A 15,367-nucleotide genomic window follows, 5' to 3' on the forward strand; every position below is an offset into this window, starting at 1 on the left:
GAAAGGCACATCATGAGCGTACATTCTGGAACCAAGAAGCTGACGGCGATGTCGCTGGCGGGACGCCGGGGCGAGACACCCATCGTCGGGCTGACCGCCTATACCGCGCCGATTGCGGCGGCGATGGACGACAAGGTGGATTTCATCCTCGTGGGCGACTCGCTGGCGATGACGATCTACGGCGAAAGCTCGACCGTGGGGGTCGATCTGGACACAATGATCCGGCATGGGCGGGCCGTGGTGAAGGCGTGCAAGCATGCCTGCGTGGTGGTCGACCTGCCCTTCGGATCGTACGAGGCGTCGCCCGAGCAGGCGTTTGCCTCGGCGAGCCGGGTGCTGATGGAAACCGGCTGTGACGCGGTGAAGCTGGAAGGCGGGACCGAGATGGCGCCGACGGTGGCGTTCCTTGTGAAGCGGGGCGTGCCGGTGATGGCGCATATCGGGCTGACGCCGCAGGCGATCAACACGCTGGGCGGGTTCAAGACGCAAGGCAAGGACGAGGCTGCCGTCGAGATGCTGGTGGCCGATGGCAAGGCGATGGAGGAGGCGGGTGCGTTCTCGATCGTAATCGAGGGTGTGATGGAAAGCGCCGCGAAGAAGGTGATCGCGGCGACGAACGTGACCACCATCGGCATCGGTGCGTCGGCGGAGTGCGACGGGCAGATCCTTGTCGTCGATGACGTGATCGGGCTGTTCGCGGCGTTCAAGCCGAAATTCGTGAAGCGCTATGCGTCGATCCTGGGCGATGTCGAGGGGGCGATCTCGGACTTTGCCGAGGAGGTTCGGACACGTAAGTTTCCGAGCGAGGAGTTTCTTTTCGGAGCGGGGAAATGACCATGGATATCACGATTACCGAAGTCGCCTCTCGCGACGGGTTGCAGAACGAGAAGCACCCGGTCAGCACCGAGCAGAAGATCGAGCTGATCGGGCGGATCTCGAAGGCGGGGATGAAGCGGTTCGAGGTGACGTCTTTCGTGTCGCCGCGCGCCGTGCCGGCGCTGGCGGATGCCGAGGACGTGGTGAAGGGGGTGCCGGATCGCGAGAGCCTGATCATCGAGGCGCTGGTGCCGAACCTGCGCGGGGCCGAGCGGGCGGCCGCGTTGAAGCTGGATGAGTGGGTGTGTTTTGCCTCGGCCAGCGAGAGCCATTCGCAGGCCAATTCCAACACCTCGACCGAGGAGGCGCTGGCTAGGTTGCAGCCGGTGATCGATTTGGCGAAGCAGGAGGGCGTGGTGCCGGTGGGCGCGATTGCCACCAGTTTCGGCTGTCCGTTCGAGGGCGACGTGCCGATCGAGCGCGTGGTCGAGGTGGCGAAGCGCATGACGGATATGGGCGTCGAGACGATCAAGCTGGGCGACACGATCGGGACGGCGTGGCCGAGCCGGGTGCGCGAGCTGGTGCGGGCGATGCGCGAGGCGCTGCCTGAGACGGTGCTGGTGCTGCATCTGCACAACACGCGGGACATGTCGCTGGCCAACGTGCTGACCGGGATTTCCGAGGGCGTGGACCGGTATGAGAGTGCCCTGGCCGGGGTTGGCGGTTGCCCCTTCGCGCCGGGCGCGACGGGCAATATCTCGACCGAGGATCTTGTGCATTTCCTGCATCTGGAAGGGCACAAGACGGGGCTGGACCTGGGCAAGCTGATCGAGGCGGGGCACTGGTTCGAGACGGTTCTGGAGCGCAAGCTTCCCGCGCATCTTTTAAGGGCGAAGCCGGTGGGCGAGACGGTCGAGCTGGCCAGCACACGGCGCGCGGCGGGCTGAGCCCGGGAAAGACTGGAAGGAAAAGGCATGAGCCTTCAAGGCACCCAAGTGATCGACCTGACCCGGATTATCTCGGGCCCGTTCTGTACGCAGTTGCTGGCGGATTTCGGGGCGGACGTGATCAAGATCGAAACACCGTCGGGCGACCCGCTGCGCGGGCAGGGCAAGGGTAAGAACGGGCTGAGCTGGTATTTCGCCAGCTACAACCGGAACAAGCGGTCGGTCGCGCTGGATTTGCGGAGCGAGGCCGGGCTGGAAGTTCTGCGCGAGATGATCAAGGGCGCGGATGTTCTGGTGGAGAATTACCGCGCGGGCGTGCTGGCCAAGATGGGGCTGAGCGACGACGAATTGAAGGAACTGAACCCGAAGCTGGTGGTGTGCCATATCAGCGGGTTCGGGGCGGACGGGCCTTATGCGCAGCGGCCGTCCTTCGACTTCATCGCGCAGGCGATGAGCGGGTTCATGAGCGTCAACGGCAATCGGGACGACGACCCGCAGCGCAGTGGCCTGCCGATTTCGGACCTCGTGGCGGGGCTTTACGCCGCGCTGGGTGTGTCGGCGACGCTGGCCGGAACGCGGCGCGAGGACCGGACGTTTCAGAGTGTCGACGTGGGGCTGACCGACAGCCTGATCAGCCTGTTGAGTTACATGGCGAGTGATACGCTGGTGGCGGGCAAGCCGCCGGAGCGGAGCGGGAACGATCATCCGTTGGTGGCGCCCTATGGGTTGTTCCAGACGGCGGATACGCCGATTGCGATTGCGCCGAGCAACGACATGATCTTTGCCCGCCTGCTGAAGGTGCTGGGGCGGGAGGAATTGCTGAACGACCCGCGTTTCGACACGAATGACAAGCGGATGGCGGACAGGTCTGCGATCCGGGCCGAGATAGAGCCGATCTTCCTGACGGATAGCTGTGCCAACTGGATCGACCGGCTGAACGAGGGCGGGGTGCCCGCCGGGCCGGTGATGTCGGTGCCGGACGTGTTCGAGGACCCGCAGGTGAAGCACCGCGAGATGGTGGTCGAGGTGCCCCATGGCGAGCATGGCAACGTGCGGATGCTGGGCTTTCCGGTGAAGGTGAAGCCTGATGGCTGCGAGATGCGGCACCCGGCGCCGGAGCTGGGCGAGCATGGCAATGCGGTGCTGCGGGCGTTGGGCTATTCGGCGGAGCGGATTGCCGAGCTGCGGGCGAGCGGTGTGCTGGCCGGCGGGACGGAGACGGTGCGCGGGGCCTGAGCCCCGCCGCCTAGACCGGTCCGGGCAGCCAGAGGCTGAGGCCCGGGATCAGCACCACGAGGGCCAGCACCACCAGCGACCACAGCAGGAACGGCCAGACGCGGCGGATAATCGCCGCGACCGGTACCTTTCCGGCGGAGCCTGCCACGAAGAGCAGCAGGCCCACGGGCGGCGTGAGCATCCCGATCATCAGGTTGAGGATGACGATCATCCCGAAATGCACCGGGTCGACGCCCAGCGACATGCCGATGGGCGTGAGCGTGGGCAGGAAGACGATCATCGCCGGCAGCGGTTCGAGGAAGCAGCCGACGAGCAGCAGCAGGATGTTGATGGCCAAGAGCACGATCAGGGGGTTCTCGCTGATCCCGGCGATGGCGGCGGCAATCTCGAGGTTGATGCGGCTTTCGGCGATGATCCAGCCTAGGGGGCCGGCGGCGGCGAGCAGGAAGAGGATGGCCGCGGCGCTGCGGGCGGCGGTGACGGTGGCGTGGTAGACGCCGCCGAGTTTCAGTTCGCGCGACAGGAAGAGGGACACGATGAGGGCCCAGACGGCGGCGACGGCGGCGGCCTCGGTATCGGTCACGATGCCGAAGCGCATGCCGCCCAGCACGACGACCGGCAGGGTGAGCACCGGCAGGGCGGTGAGCGTGGCGCGGCCCTTGACCGAGAGGGGCTGGCGGGGGCGACGGTGCTCGGCCAGCTGGCCGGTGGGGTAGAGGTAGCCGATGAGGGCGAAGCCCGCGAAGAGCAGGAGGCCCGGCAGGAGACCGGCGAGGAAGAGGCGGATGACCGAGACGTTGGCCATGGCGGCGTATACGATCATCGGCACTGAAGGTGGTATGATCGGCCCCAGCATGGCGCCGGCGGCGATGATGGCGCCGGCGTAGCCTTCGTTATAGCCCTCGCGGCGCATGGCGGGGACGAGGATGCGGCCGGTGGCGGCGGCGTCGGCGGCGCCGGAGCCCGAGACGCCGGCCATCATGAGGTTGGTGAGAAGAGAGACCTGCGCCAGCGCGCCGCGCACATGGCCGACGAGGGAGAGGGCCCAGTCGACCAGCCTCTGGGTCAGGCCGCCGCGGTTCATGATCTCGCCCGTGAGGATGAAGAGGGGGATGGCGACGAGCACGTATTTGTCGATGCCGCCGACGATTTGCAGGGGCAGGATGGTGCCGTTGACCATGCGGTCGCCCGTGAGGATCGACATGTAAGTGGTGGCGATCATGCCGAAGCCCACGTCGAAGCCGACGACGAGCAGCACGAGGAAGAGGGCGATGACGGCGCCGCTCATGTCTCGGCCCCCTTTGCGGGGGGCAGGACCGTGGCGACGATGCGGGCCACGAGGACCACGACCGTGAGCGCCATGCCGATATTGAGGCCGAGATAGACGGACCAGTAGGTGAAGGGTGTGCCGATGATGTCCTGGAAGGCGCCGACGCGCATGACGGGGCGGCCGTGCCAGAGGATGACGGCGGCCAGCGCCGCCATGACGATGTCGAAGATCAGGTTGCGGAGTTTCCGGGTGCGGTCGCCGAGATGGTCGGAAAGGAGGTCGGCGGCGATGTTCTCGCGGTGCATCAGGACGAGGGGCAGGCCGAGGAAGGCCAGCCAGATCATCGCGATCTTGGCAAGCTGGTCATAGGCCGAGAAGCCGGAGCCGATGAGGTAACGGTCCATCGCCTGGGCGAACATGGTCACCGCGATGGTGACCATGAGGGCGAAGACAACGAAACAGAGCACCTGCCGAAGCAGGCGCTCTGCCACGGCCGCGGTGCGGCCGTAAACCGATCTTTCGTGGCTCATGGGCTTACTGGATCGCCTTGATCTCGTCGATGAAACCTTCGGGCCAGTCGGTGCCTTCGTATTGCTCGGCGATGCCGGCAAGGGCCTTGCGGAAGGCGTCCTGGTCGGGCTCGGTATAGGTGACGCCCTGTTCCTTGAACATCTCGATGGCTTCGGCTTCGAGCTTGGCTTCCTCGGCGGAGGTGATCTCTCCGCCCGCTTCGGCGGCGGTGCGGATGGCCTCTTGCTGGTCTTCGCTGAGCGACTGCCAGAGCTGTTCGGAGATGAACCAGCCGGTGGCCTCGTACGCGTGGTCGGTGGCCGACCAGTACTTGGCGACCTCGTGGAACTTGAGCGGGACGGCAAGGTCGAAGCCGTTGTCCTGCCCTTCGACGAGGCCCTTGGACATGCCGGTGTAAATCTCCGTCATCGACATCGGCACGGTCTGGACGCCCATCGTCTTGAACATGTCCTGGAAGATGGCGAGGCCGGGGACGCGGAGCTTCATGCCTTCGAGGTCGGCGGGTGTTTCGATCGGGCCCTCGGTGGTCTGGATCGCGCGGGGCGAGCGGTTGCCCCAGGCGCCGATGATGCGCACGCCGGTCTCGGCGGCGATGTCGTCGTAGATCTGCTGGAAGACCTCGCTGTTGAGCGCCTTCTGGGCGTGTTCGCGGTCGCGGAACAGGTAGGGGGCGTAGATGACCTTGAGCGGGCCGGCACCCTTGAGGAAGAGGCCGGAGCCCAGGCCGAAATAGCCCATCTCGACATTGCCGAGCTGCATGCCGGTGAGCATTTGCTGGATGTCGCCAAGCTGGCCGTCGGTGTAGACGGCGGCGGTCATGTCGCCATCGGTTTCCTCGGCCAGCACTTCGGCGAAGCGGTTCATCGCCTTGTCCCACGGGCTTCCTGCAGCGGAAATCGTGCCGATCCGCAGTTCGCGTGCGTCGGAGATGTCGGCAAATGCAACGGTGGCGATGGCCGTGAGGGCGACGAGGCCCCCGCGTATGAAAGTCTTCATGGTATCCTCCCTTGCGCCCGGTGGGCGCAGTCACTCTGCCCGCAGCATAGACGCCGAGGCGGGGGAGGATGTAGTCGTGATTTTGGAAGGGAGTGTTGCGGAAAACGTAACGCGGGCTGCGTTGGAGGGTTTCCCGGGGGGGTGAGACCGGCGGGGTCGGCTGATGTCGATCCCGTCGGTGTCAGAGGGCCGTGGCCGGATCGGGCACGGCGGTCTTGCGTCTTAGCCTGCGTGGGCGTGTTTGCCGAGCGCAGGTGCCGGACGGCGGAAGAACGCGCGGAAGGCGTCGCGGATATAGGCGGCGCGGTATTCGCGGGCGGCTTCGAGAACGGCGCGGGTTTCGTGGTCGTACATTTTAGTGCCTCTTGGGGTTGTCTTGATACCCAAGGCATATAGAAATTCTGCGCTGCAGCAAAACCCGTAATCCGGCAATGCCGCATTGCAGAAATTGCAAGTCATGAGGCCGGGCGGTGGCCGGTATCAGATGGCCGCGTCGATGGCGGTGGCCAGCTTGTCGGTCAGTTCGTCAAGCTGGGCGTCCTCGATGATGAACGGCGGCGCCAGCATCACGTGATCGCCGTGCTTGCCGTCGATGGTGCCGGACATCGGGTAGCAGATAAGCCCTTGTTCAAAAGCGGCTTTCTTGATCTTGCCCGAAACACCTTTGGCTGGGTCGAACGCTTCCTTCGTGTCGCGGTCGGCGACGATCTCGATGCCGTAGAAGAGGCCGCGGCCGCGCAGGTCGCCGATATGGGGGTGTTGGCCGAAGCGGTCGGCGAGGCGGTCGGCGAGCTTGTCGCCCTGGGTTTGCACGCGCTGCAAGAGGCCGCGGTCGAGAATGGCGGACACCACGGCGAGGCCGGCGGCGGCGGCGGTGGGGTGGCCGTTATAGGTGTGGCCGTGCTGGAAGAAGCCGGTGCCCTCTTCGATGGTCTTGTAGATGTGGCTGGAGCAGAGCATGGCGCCGATGGGCTGGTAGCCCGCGCCGAGGCCCTTGGCGATGCAGGCGATATCGGGGGCGATGCCATCCTGTTCGCAGGCGAAGAGGGTGCCGGTGCGGCCCATGCCGCACATCACCTCGTCGAGGATCAGCAGGATATCGTACTTGTCGCAGATCTCGCGGATGCGTTTGAAATAGCCGGGGGCGGGGACGAGCGTGCCGGCGGTGGCGCCGACGACGGGCTCGGCCATGAAGGCCATGACGGTATCGGGCCCGACGCGGAGGAGCTCGTCTTCGAGCGCCTGGGCGGCGCGCTGGCCGTAATCCTCGAGGCTCTCGCCGTCGTGGCGGAGGCGGTATTCGTAGCAGGGGTCGATATGGGTGACGTCGAGCAGGAGCGGGCCGAATTGCGCCCGGCGCCATTCGTTGCCGCCGGCGGAAAGGGCGCCGATGGTGTTGCCGTGGTAGCTTTGCTTGCGCGAGATCAGGCGGGCGCGCTGGGGTTCACCCTTTTCGACCCAGTATTGCCGGGCAAGCTTGATCGCCGCCTCGGTGGCCTCGGAGCCGCCGGAGACATAGTAGACGCGGTCGAGGTCGCCGGGGGCGTTGGCGATGAGGAGGTCGGCCAGCTGCTCGGCCGGTTCGGAGGTAAAGAAACCGGTATGGGCAAAGGCGATCTTGTCGAGCTGGGCCTTCACGGCGTCGGTGATCTCGGGGTCGTTGTGCCCGAGGCAGGAGACCGCCGCGCCGCCCGAAGCGTCAAGATATCGTTTACCGGATGCGTCGATGAGGTAGCAGCCCTCGCCGCCCACGGCGACCGGGGGATTGAGGCGGGTGTGGCGCGGGAAGACGTGAGACATCGGTGGCTCCTGCAGGAAGTTCGGCGTTTTGCGATGACAGTATCGCGCGGTGCGGGGCAAAGTCCAAGGGGGCGGCGGTGGATGGCGCGGGGCGCGCCGTAGCGGCCGGAGGCGCGGGGACTTCGGGTGAGTCCGTTGCTGCGCCGAAGCATGCCTGCATAATCATGCAAAATTTACTTACGGTGCGAACGGTCTAGTCAAATTGGCCAGCCCGGCGGCGCGGTTTATCCCCCCTTCCATACAAAGCTTCCCTTGTGAGACCCGGTGTCGCGAGGCTAAAATCGGGGCAACGAGGCAGGGAGGGTTTCGGAAATTATGCAAGATTTCGGGGAGGCTTTCGCGCTGGCTTTCGGTCTTGTGCTGTCGCCCACCGGCGATCTGCTGGAGATCGTCGGCCTCTCCCTGCGTGTGAGCCTGACGGCGACGGCGCTGGCCTGCCTGATCGGCCTTCCGCTTGGTGCGTTGCTGGCGGTGACGCGATTCCCCGGGCGGGGGGCGGTGCTGGTGATGATCAACGCGCTGATGGGGCTGCCGCCGGTGGTGGTGGGGCTTCTGGTCTATCTCAACCTGTCGCGGGCCGGGCCGCTGGGCTTTCTCGGCCTGCTTTACACGCCCACGGCGATGATCATCGCGCAGACGATCCTGATCACGCCCATCGTGGCGGCGCTGTCGCGGCAGATCCTCGAAGATCTCAATGCCGAGTATTCCGAGCATTTCCGCTCGCTTTGCCTGAGCCGGTGGCAGACCGTGCAGGCGCTGTTGTGGGACGGGCGTTATGCGCTTCTGACGGTCGGGCTGGCCGGGTTCGGGCGGGCCGTGGCCGAGGTGGGCGCGGTGATGATCGTGGGCGGCAATATCGACCACCTGACGCGGGTGATGACCACGGCGATCGCGCTGGAGACCTCGAAGGGGGAGCTGGCGCTGGCCCTGGCGCTGGGGATCATCCTGATGGCGATCGCGCTGGGGGTGAATGCGCTGGTGCAGTCGTTGCGGATGTCGGCGGAGAGGCGGAATGTATATGCGTGACCTGACCTTTCCCGACGTGGCGCAGCGTATCGAGACCGACCTCATGCCCTTGCAGGTCGAGGGGCTGCGGCTGACCTTTGACGGCAAGACGGTGCTGGACGGGCTGGACCTGACCGTCAGCGACATGGGCTGCACCGTGATCATGGGGCCGAACGGATCGGGCAAGAGCCAGCTTCTGAAGCTCATTCACGGGCTAAAACGGCCGGATGCGGGGCGGATCGCGTGGAACGGGCGGGCCGCGACGGCGGTGACCGCGCGGCAGGCACTGGTGTTCCAGAAACCGGTGCTTCTGCGGCGGTCGGTGGCGGCGAATATCGATTTCGTGCTGAAGGCGCGACGGCGGGACCGGTCGTTGCGGGACAGCGTGCTGGAGCATGTGGGCCTTGCGGACAAGGCCCGCCAGCCGGCGCGGCAGCTGTCGGGCGGCGAGGCGCAGCGGCTGATGCTGGGCCGGGCGCTGGCGACGGAGCCGGAGGTGCTGCTGCTGGACGAGCCGACCGCGAGCCTTGACCCGGCCTCGGTTCTGGCGATCGAGCGGATCATTCTGCGGGCGCGAGAGCGGGGGGTGAAGGTCTTCCTCGTGACGCATGACATGGGGCAGGCGAGGCGGCTGGCCGACGAGGTGGTGTTCCTGCATCGCGGCCGCATCCTCGAGCATGCCCCGGCAGACGAGTTTTTCCCGGAGCCGGAGACACAGCCGGCGCGGGATTATCTGAACGGCAGGATTGTCGTCTAACACCGACCACCAAAGGAGCTCTCATGAAACTCAGAACGCTGATGGCCGCCGCCCTCGTGGCGCTGGCCCCTGTCACCGCGACGGCCGACGACTCGATCATCGTGCAGTCGACCACCTCGACCGCCAATTCGGGGCTGTATGATTACCTGCTGCCGATCTTCACCGACAAGACCGGGATCACGGTCAACGTGGTGGCCGTGGGCACGGGCCAGGCGATCAAGAACGCGGCGAATTGCGATGGTGACGTGCTGCTGGTGCATGCCAAGCCCGCGGAGGAGAAATTCGTGGCCGAGGGCGGCGGGACCAAGCGCACCGACCTGATGTACAACGATTTTGTCATCGTGGGCCCGGCAGATGACCCGGCCGGTGTGGCCGGCATGGAGGATGTCGAGGCGGCGCTGACCAAGATCGCCGAGAGCGAGGCGCTGTTTGCCTCGCGCGGCGACGATTCCGGCACGCACAAGAAGGAAAAGGCGCTGTGGAAGGCCGCCGGTGTCGACCCCGCAGAGGGCTCGGGCGCGTGGTATCGCGAGACGGGTTCGGGCATGGGCGCGACGCTCAATGCCGGGATCGGGATGGGCGCCTACGTGATGACCGACCGGGCGACCTGGATCAGCTTTGCCAACAAGCAGGAATACGGGATCGTGGTCGAGGGCGATGACGACCTGTTCAACCAGTACGGGGTCATTCCGCTGAACCCCGAGAAGTGTCCTTCGGTAAATGTCGAGGCAGCTCAGACGTTTAACGACTGGCTGGTGTCGAGCGAAGGCCAGGAGGCGATTGGCGCCTACATGGTGGACGGGCAGCAACTGTTCTTCCCCAACGCGCCTGAACAGGGTAGCTAAGCAGGGCCGGGGCGCTTGTTGGAGTGGGCCTCGGAAGACCTGAGGCGGCGAGATGAGCGACCCGGAATTCATGACTGTGCCCGAGCTGGCCGCGTTGCTGCGGATCAAGGAGCGCAAGGTCTATGACCTTGCCGCTTCGGGCGAGGTGCCCTGTACGCGGGCGACGGGGAAGCTGTTGTTTCCCGAGCGTGGCATCCGGGCATGGCTGGACGATCATTCGGACGGGGGGCTGGCGAAACCGCCGCGCCCCGCCGTGCTTTTGGGCAGTCATGATCCGTTGCTGGACTGGGCCGTGCGCGAGTCGCGGTGCGGCCTGGCGAGTTATTTCGACGGGTCGAGCGATGGTTTGACCCGGTTTTTGGCAAGGGAAGGCGTGGCCGCGGGGCTGCATCTGCTGGACGCCGAGGGCCGGGAGTGGAATATCCCGACGGTGGCGCGGACCTGTGGCGGGCGGAACGCCGTGTTGGTGAGATTTGCCAAGCGGGCCAGGGGGTTGGTGCTTGGCCGCGAGGTGTCGGGCGTGGCGGAGATGGCCGACCTGAAGGGGCGCCGGGTGGTGCCGCGGCAGCCGGATTCGGGGAGTGACGTGCTGTTTGTGCAGCTGGCGGCGAAGGCGGGGTTGCGGTCCGGGGATATGGACCTGGCCGAGATCGCGCGGACGGAGACCGAGGCGGTGCAGGCGGTGGCGCGGGGTGATGCGGAGGCGACGCTGGGGCTGGAGACGCTGGCCAAGGATTTCGGGCTGCCTTTCGTGCCGCTGATCGAGGAAAGGTTTGATTTGCTGGTGCATCGGCGGGCGTGGTTCGACACGCCGTTGCAGCGGCTGATGACGTTCTGCCAGTCGGAGGCGATGATGGCGCGGGCCGAGCATATGGGGGGCTATGACCTGACCGGGCTGGGCACGGTGCGGTGGAACGCGTGATTCGAAGGTTAACGGCTTTGTTTTGCTGGGGTTGGGACGTCGGTATCACGTCGGTATTTTGTCGGTATTGCGTCGGTGTTCGGGTCTGTGGGGCGCTTGGTTAATGCGGCGCACCGGGCGCAACGGGCGAGATGTTGTGTGGGGCGCAACGGCGGGCTTCGCCCTCGATTCCGCGCTGGTATCCGCTCAAACGGTTCTGGGTACCGCGGCCCGCCGATGCGCGGCGCACTAGCCTTCCCAGACAGCCACTTTTCGGTCGATCGTCTTGCGGGACACGCCCAGCCTTCGGGCGGCCTCGGCGCGATTGCCGCCGCAGAGGTCGAGGATGCGCAGGATGTGGCGTTGCACCACGTCGTCGAGGTTTTCCATCGCGCGGGCGCCGGTGACGCGGCTGTCGCCGTCGAATTCGGGGGGGAATTCGCCGAGGATGACGGAGCGTTCGATCAGGTTCTTCAGTTCGCGCACGTTGCCGGGCCAGTCGTAGCGGCGCATCTTCAGGAGCGTTTCGGCCGAGAGTTCCAGCGCGGGCAGGCCGAGGGTGGTAGAGAATTGGCCGATGAAGAGGGCGGCGAGTTCGGTGATATCCTCGGAGCGGTCCTTGAGGGGCGGCATGTGGATGCGGACCACGTTCATGCGGTGGTAGAGGTCGGCGCGGAAGCGGCCCTGTTCGACGGCTTCCTCGAGATTGGCGTTAGTGGCGAAGAGCAGGCGGAGGTTGAGGGGGAATTCGCGTTCTGCCCCGATGGGGCGGACGCGCTGATCGTCGAGGGCGCGGAGGAGGGCGGCCTGGGCCTGTTCCGGCATCTGGGCGATCTCGTCGAGGAAGAGCGTGCCGCCATCGGCCAGCAGGAAAAGCCCCGGCTTGAGGTCGTCGCCCGGGCCGTTGATGCCGAAAAGCTCTTCGGCGATGTGGTCGGGGGCGATGGCGGCGCAGTTGATGGTGACGAAGGGGCGCGCCGCGCGGTCGGAGAGTTGATGCAGGTGGCGGGCGGCCAGTTCCTTGCCGGTGCCGCTGGCGCCGGTGAAAAGCACGGGCGTGGGCAGGGGGGCGAGTTTCTTGAGCATGGCGCGCACTTCCGACATCACGTCGGAGGTGCCGAGGAGGCGGCCGGATTGCGGATCGCTGTTCAACTCGTGCCGCAGGAGCGTGTTGTCGCGGCGCAGGTACTTGCGGTCGAGGGTGCGGGCGACGGCGCTGACGATCTGGTTGGCGCGGAAGGGTTTGAGGACGAAATCGCTGACGCCGGCGCGGAGCGCGGCGATGGCGGTTTCGAGATCGGCATAGGCGGTGATCAGGATCGTGTCGGCGAGGAAGCCGAGGCGGCGCTGTTCGAGCACCCATTCCAGCCCCGTCTTGTTGGGCATGACGTTGTCGAGGATCACGAGGTCGAAATGATGCTCGTCGAGCTTGGCGGAGGCCTCGTCGGCGGAGGCGGCCATCTCGATGCGCTTGACGCGAGGTTCGAGGGTTTTCAGGAGGAAGTTGCGCATGCCCGGCTCGTCGTCGATCACCAGGATCGAGGCGCCGGCAAGGTCGCTGCCGTAGTCTTCGGGGGTGATGCGGTGGCGGGCCTCAGTCAAGGCGGACACTGTCGCCCGAGGTGCGTTGCCAGACGGTGTAGCCGCTTTCCTCGAGGGCGAAATGCGCGCCAACCCCGATGACGGCAATCGCCGCGAACCCTATGAACATCGCTTTCATTCCTCGCCCTCCTTGCTGGCGGTCTTGAGCCACGCGATCAGGTCGTCGCGGTCGGTCTGGCCGGCGATCACCTGCATCGGCATCTTCGAGCCGGGGATATAGTGATCGGGGCCCTCGTCGAACAGGGCGTCGATGGTGGTCTCGTTCCAGATGATATCAGAACCCGACAGGGTTTCGGAATAGGGATAGCCCGGCACGGTGCCGGCGCGGCGGCCGAAGACATTGTGGAGCGTCGGGCCGGCCTTGCGTGAGGGGCCCGGTGTGACGGCGTGGCAGATCGAGCATTTGCGCATGAACTGGCGTTCGCCGTTGGGCATGGTGTCGGCGTCGCGCAGGAAGCTGCGTTCGCCGGTGATGCCGGGGTCGAATTCGTCGAGCAGGGCGGTGGGCCAGCCATAGGCGACATCGTCGAGCCCGCCGGCCCAGATTGTGGTGCCGTCGGGGGAGAAGGCGAGCGCCCAGACCGGCCCTTGGCGGGTGGCGCGGAAGTCGCGGGCGATTTGCCACTCGGCGGTGTCGACGACCATGATGTAGCCGTGGCCGTCACCGACGGCGAGCTGGTGGGTTTCCGGATGGTAGGCCATCGACAGGATCGGGCGGCGGTCGAGGGTGAAATCGGCGATCTCGGCGCCTTGGGCGTCGAGCACGCGGGTGCCGCCGTCGACGGCGCCGTAGGCGACCCAGTCGGGGGTGGCGATGATCTCGTTCACGCCGAAGCCGTGGCGGGCGACCTGGATGGGGGCGCTGTCGGTTGTGAGGTCGTAATGCAGCAGCAGGCCGTCGGTGGTGCCGGCGTAGAGGCTGTCGGGGGTGTCGAAGGCCACGGCGTTGACGCCGGCGGGGGCGTCGAGGTGGCGCGGTTCGCCGCCGTCGAGGGGCCAGAGGCCGATGGTGCCGTCCCAGGAGGCGGAGGCGACGGTGCCGCCGGAGATGTCGAGGCCGGTGACCTTGCCCTTGTGGGTGCCGAGCGTGCGGGGGGTGTCGGACCAGAGGCGGACGGCGAAGTCGTCGCCGCCGGAGACGAGAACGCCCTCGCCGAACGCGACCGTGTTGACGGCGGCGTCGTGGCCTTCGAGCCATCGGGGCGTGCGCCCTTCCCAGAGCCCGACGGAATTGTCGAAGCTGGCGGTGGCGACGTGGCCGTCGGGGGTGGTGGCGATCCCCATGATGGGGCCGCCATGGCCCTTGAGCGTGGTGAAGTCCTGCGCCCAGGCTGGCGAGAGCGTCGCCAGCAGGGCCGCAACGGCAAGGAGGCGCATCACTCGGCCGGGGCTGTCTTGGATGCGGTCTTGGGCGCTGTGGCTTCGTTCTTCTCCTTCAGCTCCTCGTACCAGATGGAGTGGTGCTGTTCGGCCCAGTTCTCATCCACTTCGCCGGAGCCCATGGCCTCGAACGCGCCCTCCATACCGACGGAGCCGATGTAGATATGGGCGAGGATGATGGCCATCAGCACGAAGGAGACGATGGCGTGCCAGAGTTGGGCGAGCTGCATCTCCTCCTGCGGGGCGAGCGCGGTGGGCAGCGGGTCGTAGCCCACGAGGCCGGGCAGGCCGAGGTCGTTGATGACGGAGAAGGTCTTGGCGAAGAGCTGCAGTTCGAAGGGGAAGAGCAGCGAGAGGCCGGAGACGGCGATGGAGGTGCCGAGCAGGATGACGGACCAGAAGATGATCTTCTGCCCGGCGTTGAATTTCTTCGCGGGCGGGTGGGACTTGCCGATGATGCCGCCGGCCTGCTTGAACCAGATCAGGTCGAGCCGGTTGGGGATGTTGTGCCAGACCCAGAGGACGAAGACGAGGACGAGGCCGACCATGAAGGCCCAGGACACGTTGTTGTGGATGTACTTGGAGTAGGTGAGCAGGGTCGCGTTGAACTCCTTGCCGATATAGGGCGCGATGAACATGCGGCCGAAGAGCGTGCAGAGGCCGGTGAGGGCCAGCAGGATGAAGGACCCGGCGAGAAGCCAGTGCGAGAAGCGTTCGAAACCGGCGAAGCGGGTGACGGTGTGGCCGGTCTTGCCGGCGTCGATGCGGATGCGGCCGCGCAGGAGCAGGAAGAGCGCGAGGAAGGCGATGGTGCCGAGGAGGAGCCAGCCGCCATAGGTGGCGAGCGGGCCTTCGCGGAACTCGTACCAGCGCATGCCGCCATCCTGCACGAGCACCTTGGCCACGTCGCCGCCGGCGGAGACCTTCACGTCGGCCTCGTTGTAGCGCAGGGCGCGCCAGAGTTCGGGGTCGGAGGCGCCGCCGAGGGTGCCGAGCTGCTGGGCGATGCCCGCCGCGCTGTCGGGGTCGCCGATATTGTCGGAGCGGTAGCTGTCATCGACCTTTTCGCCGCGCTGGCGGGCGAGGATGTCTTCGAGCGTCGTGGCGCCGCCGGTGGCGGAGCGGTCGGGTTCGGCGGTTTCGGCGTCCTGTGCCGTGGCGGTGGTGCCGAGCGGCAGGGCCAGCATGAGGATCAGCAGGACATGGACAAGGTATCGCATCCGTCTCTCCAACTCGTGAGGTACGTCTTCAGGGTTCTGCGCCGGGTGACGCATCACCGAT

Annotated in this window: 16 protein-coding genes; 7 read left to right on the forward strand and 9 right to left on the reverse strand. The window is 66.3% G+C overall.

Annotation, left to right across the window (positions count from 1 at the left end):
- Positions 1-12: 12 nt before the first annotated feature.
- From panB to RIdsm_RS03625, 3 genes are read left to right on the forward strand one after another with little or no spacing between them, the layout of a single operon-like run.
- The gene (gene panB, locus RIdsm_RS03615; protein ID WP_057818870.1) at positions 13-834 is read left to right on the forward strand and encodes a 3-methyl-2-oxobutanoate hydroxymethyltransferase; all 822 of its coding nucleotides are present in this window, start codon (positions 13-15) and stop codon (positions 832-834) included.
- Positions 835-836: 2 nt separating this feature from the next.
- Complete coding sequence (locus tag RIdsm_RS03620; RefSeq protein ID WP_074940483.1) at positions 837-1,763, forward strand: hydroxymethylglutaryl-CoA lyase; 927 nt, start codon at positions 837-839, stop codon at positions 1,761-1,763.
- A gap of 27 nt (positions 1,764-1,790) precedes the next feature.
- Positions 1,791-2,999: a CaiB/BaiF CoA transferase family protein gene (locus tag RIdsm_RS03625; protein WP_057818873.1), complete on the forward strand. Its 1,209-nt coding sequence runs from the start codon at positions 1,791-1,793 to the stop codon at positions 2,997-2,999.
- Between the two features lie 10 nt (positions 3,000-3,009).
- Here the strand turns inward: RIdsm_RS03625 and RIdsm_RS03630 are convergent, their stop codons facing one another.
- From RIdsm_RS03630 to RIdsm_RS03645, 5 genes are all read right to left on the reverse strand, one after another.
- Positions 3,010-4,287, reverse strand: coding sequence for a TRAP transporter large permease (locus RIdsm_RS03630; RefSeq protein WP_057818875.1), 1,278 nt, complete (start codon positions 4,285-4,287; stop codon positions 3,010-3,012).
- Positions 4,284-4,799 carry a TRAP transporter small permease gene (locus tag RIdsm_RS03635; RefSeq protein WP_057818877.1) on the reverse strand — a complete coding sequence of 172 codons (516 nt, stop codon included), beginning with the start codon at positions 4,797-4,799 and terminating at the stop codon, positions 4,284-4,286. Before RIdsm_RS03635 ends, RIdsm_RS03630 begins: the two co-directional genes overlap by 4 nt.
- 4 nt (positions 4,800-4,803) lie before the next feature.
- The gene (locus tag RIdsm_RS03640; RefSeq protein WP_057818879.1) at positions 4,804-5,796 is read right to left on the reverse strand and encodes a TRAP transporter substrate-binding protein; all 993 of its coding nucleotides are present in this window, start codon (positions 5,794-5,796) and stop codon (positions 4,804-4,806) included.
- A gap of 222 nt (positions 5,797-6,018) precedes the next feature.
- A complete protein-coding gene (locus RIdsm_RS30700; RefSeq protein ID WP_268793828.1) occupies positions 6,019-6,150 on the reverse strand; it encodes a hypothetical protein in 132 nt (43 codons plus the stop codon).
- 126 nt (positions 6,151-6,276) lie between these two features.
- Positions 6,277-7,596 carry an aspartate aminotransferase family protein gene (locus tag RIdsm_RS03645; protein WP_057818881.1) on the reverse strand — a complete coding sequence of 440 codons (1,320 nt, stop codon included), beginning with the start codon at positions 7,594-7,596 and terminating at the stop codon, positions 6,277-6,279.
- Positions 7,597-7,911: 315 nt separating this feature from the next.
- On the opposite strand from RIdsm_RS03645, the gene RIdsm_RS03650 reads away from it, so the two are divergent.
- From RIdsm_RS03650 to RIdsm_RS03665, 4 genes are read left to right on the forward strand one after another with little or no spacing between them, the layout of a single operon-like run.
- Complete coding sequence (locus RIdsm_RS03650) at positions 7,912-8,622, forward strand: ABC transporter permease (RefSeq protein ID WP_057818883.1); 711 nt, start codon at positions 7,912-7,914, stop codon at positions 8,620-8,622.
- Complete coding sequence (locus RIdsm_RS03655) at positions 8,615-9,358, forward strand: ATP-binding cassette domain-containing protein (protein ID WP_057818992.1); 744 nt, start codon at positions 8,615-8,617, stop codon at positions 9,356-9,358. The genes RIdsm_RS03650 and RIdsm_RS03655 overlap by 8 nt, the downstream gene beginning before the upstream one ends.
- A gap of 23 nt (positions 9,359-9,381) precedes the next feature.
- Positions 9,382-10,203, forward strand: a complete 822-nt coding sequence (locus RIdsm_RS03660) for an ABC transporter substrate-binding protein (protein WP_057818885.1) — start codon at positions 9,382-9,384, stop codon at positions 10,201-10,203.
- Between the two features lie 52 nt (positions 10,204-10,255).
- Positions 10,256-11,125 carry a helix-turn-helix transcriptional regulator gene (locus RIdsm_RS03665; RefSeq protein WP_057818886.1) on the forward strand — a complete coding sequence of 290 codons (870 nt, stop codon included), beginning with the start codon at positions 10,256-10,258 and terminating at the stop codon, positions 11,123-11,125.
- Between the two features lie 228 nt (positions 11,126-11,353).
- Here the strand turns inward: RIdsm_RS03665 and RIdsm_RS03670 are convergent, their stop codons facing one another.
- Genes RIdsm_RS03670 through RIdsm_RS03680 form a run of 4 tightly spaced genes read right to left on the reverse strand, consistent with a single transcriptional unit; the run spans position 11,354 to position 15,306 of the window.
- Positions 11,354-12,715 (reverse strand): sigma-54-dependent transcriptional regulator, encoded by a 1,362-nt coding sequence (locus RIdsm_RS03670; RefSeq protein WP_057818888.1) that lies wholly within the window; start codon positions 12,713-12,715, stop codon positions 11,354-11,356.
- Entirely contained in the window at positions 12,699-12,824 is a 126-nt protein-coding gene (locus RIdsm_RS30705) for a hypothetical protein (protein WP_268874608.1), read from the reverse strand. The genes RIdsm_RS03670 and RIdsm_RS30705 overlap by 17 nt, the downstream gene beginning before the upstream one ends.
- Positions 12,821-14,083, reverse strand: coding sequence for a c-type cytochrome (locus RIdsm_RS03675; RefSeq protein WP_057818890.1), 1,263 nt, complete (start codon positions 14,081-14,083; stop codon positions 12,821-12,823). Before RIdsm_RS03675 ends, RIdsm_RS30705 begins: the two co-directional genes overlap by 4 nt.
- Complete coding sequence (locus RIdsm_RS03680; protein ID WP_057818892.1) at positions 14,083-15,306, reverse strand: formate dehydrogenase subunit gamma; 1,224 nt, start codon at positions 15,304-15,306, stop codon at positions 14,083-14,085. Before RIdsm_RS03680 ends, RIdsm_RS03675 begins: the two co-directional genes overlap by 1 nt.
- Positions 15,307-15,367 lie beyond the last annotated feature (61 nt).

It is taken from the genome of Roseovarius indicus (assembly GCF_008728195.1).
Classification (GTDB): domain Bacteria; phylum Pseudomonadota; class Alphaproteobacteria; order Rhodobacterales; family Rhodobacteraceae; genus Roseovarius; species Roseovarius indicus.

What these genes read in the sequence shown, in the direction of transcription:
- panB (WP_057818870.1), top strand. Translation starts at nt 13, where the DNA reads ATGAGCGTACATTCTGGAACCAAGAAGCTGACGGCGATGTCGCTGGCG.
- RIdsm_RS03620 (WP_074940483.1), top strand. Translation starts at nt 837, where the DNA reads ATGGATATCACGATTACCGAAGTCGCCTCTCGCGACGGGTTGCAGAAC.
- RIdsm_RS03625 (WP_057818873.1), top strand. Translation starts at nt 1,791, where the DNA reads ATGAGCCTTCAAGGCACCCAAGTGATCGACCTGACCCGGATTATCTCG.
- RIdsm_RS03630 (WP_057818875.1), bottom strand. Translation starts at nt 4,287, where the DNA reads ATGAGCGGCGCCGTCATCGCCCTCTTCCTCGTGCTGCTCGTCGTCGGC.
- RIdsm_RS03635 (WP_057818877.1), bottom strand. Translation starts at nt 4,799, where the DNA reads ATGAGCCACGAAAGATCGGTTTACGGCCGCACCGCGGCCGTGGCAGAG.
- RIdsm_RS03640 (WP_057818879.1), bottom strand. Translation starts at nt 5,796, where the DNA reads ATGAAGACTTTCATACGCGGGGGCCTCGTCGCCCTCACGGCCATCGCC.
- RIdsm_RS30700 (WP_268793828.1), bottom strand. Translation starts at nt 6,150, where the DNA reads ATGTACGACCACGAAACCCGCGCCGTTCTCGAAGCCGCCCGCGAATAC.
- RIdsm_RS03645 (WP_057818881.1), bottom strand. Translation starts at nt 7,596, where the DNA reads ATGTCTCACGTCTTCCCGCGCCACACCCGCCTCAATCCCCCGGTCGCC.
- RIdsm_RS03650 (WP_057818883.1), top strand. Translation starts at nt 7,912, where the DNA reads ATGCAAGATTTCGGGGAGGCTTTCGCGCTGGCTTTCGGTCTTGTGCTG.
- RIdsm_RS03655 (WP_057818992.1), top strand. Translation starts at nt 8,615, where the DNA reads ATGCGTGACCTGACCTTTCCCGACGTGGCGCAGCGTATCGAGACCGAC.
- RIdsm_RS03660 (WP_057818885.1), top strand. Translation starts at nt 9,382, where the DNA reads ATGAAACTCAGAACGCTGATGGCCGCCGCCCTCGTGGCGCTGGCCCCT.
- RIdsm_RS03665 (WP_057818886.1), top strand. Translation starts at nt 10,256, where the DNA reads ATGAGCGACCCGGAATTCATGACTGTGCCCGAGCTGGCCGCGTTGCTG.
- RIdsm_RS30705 (WP_268874608.1), bottom strand. Translation starts at nt 12,824, where the DNA reads ATGAAAGCGATGTTCATAGGGTTCGCGGCGATTGCCGTCATCGGGGTT.
- RIdsm_RS03675 (WP_057818890.1), bottom strand. Translation starts at nt 14,083, where the DNA reads ATGCGCCTCCTTGCCGTTGCGGCCCTGCTGGCGACGCTCTCGCCAGCC.
- RIdsm_RS03680 (WP_057818892.1), bottom strand. Translation starts at nt 15,306, where the DNA reads ATGCGATACCTTGTCCATGTCCTGCTGATCCTCATGCTGGCCCTGCCG.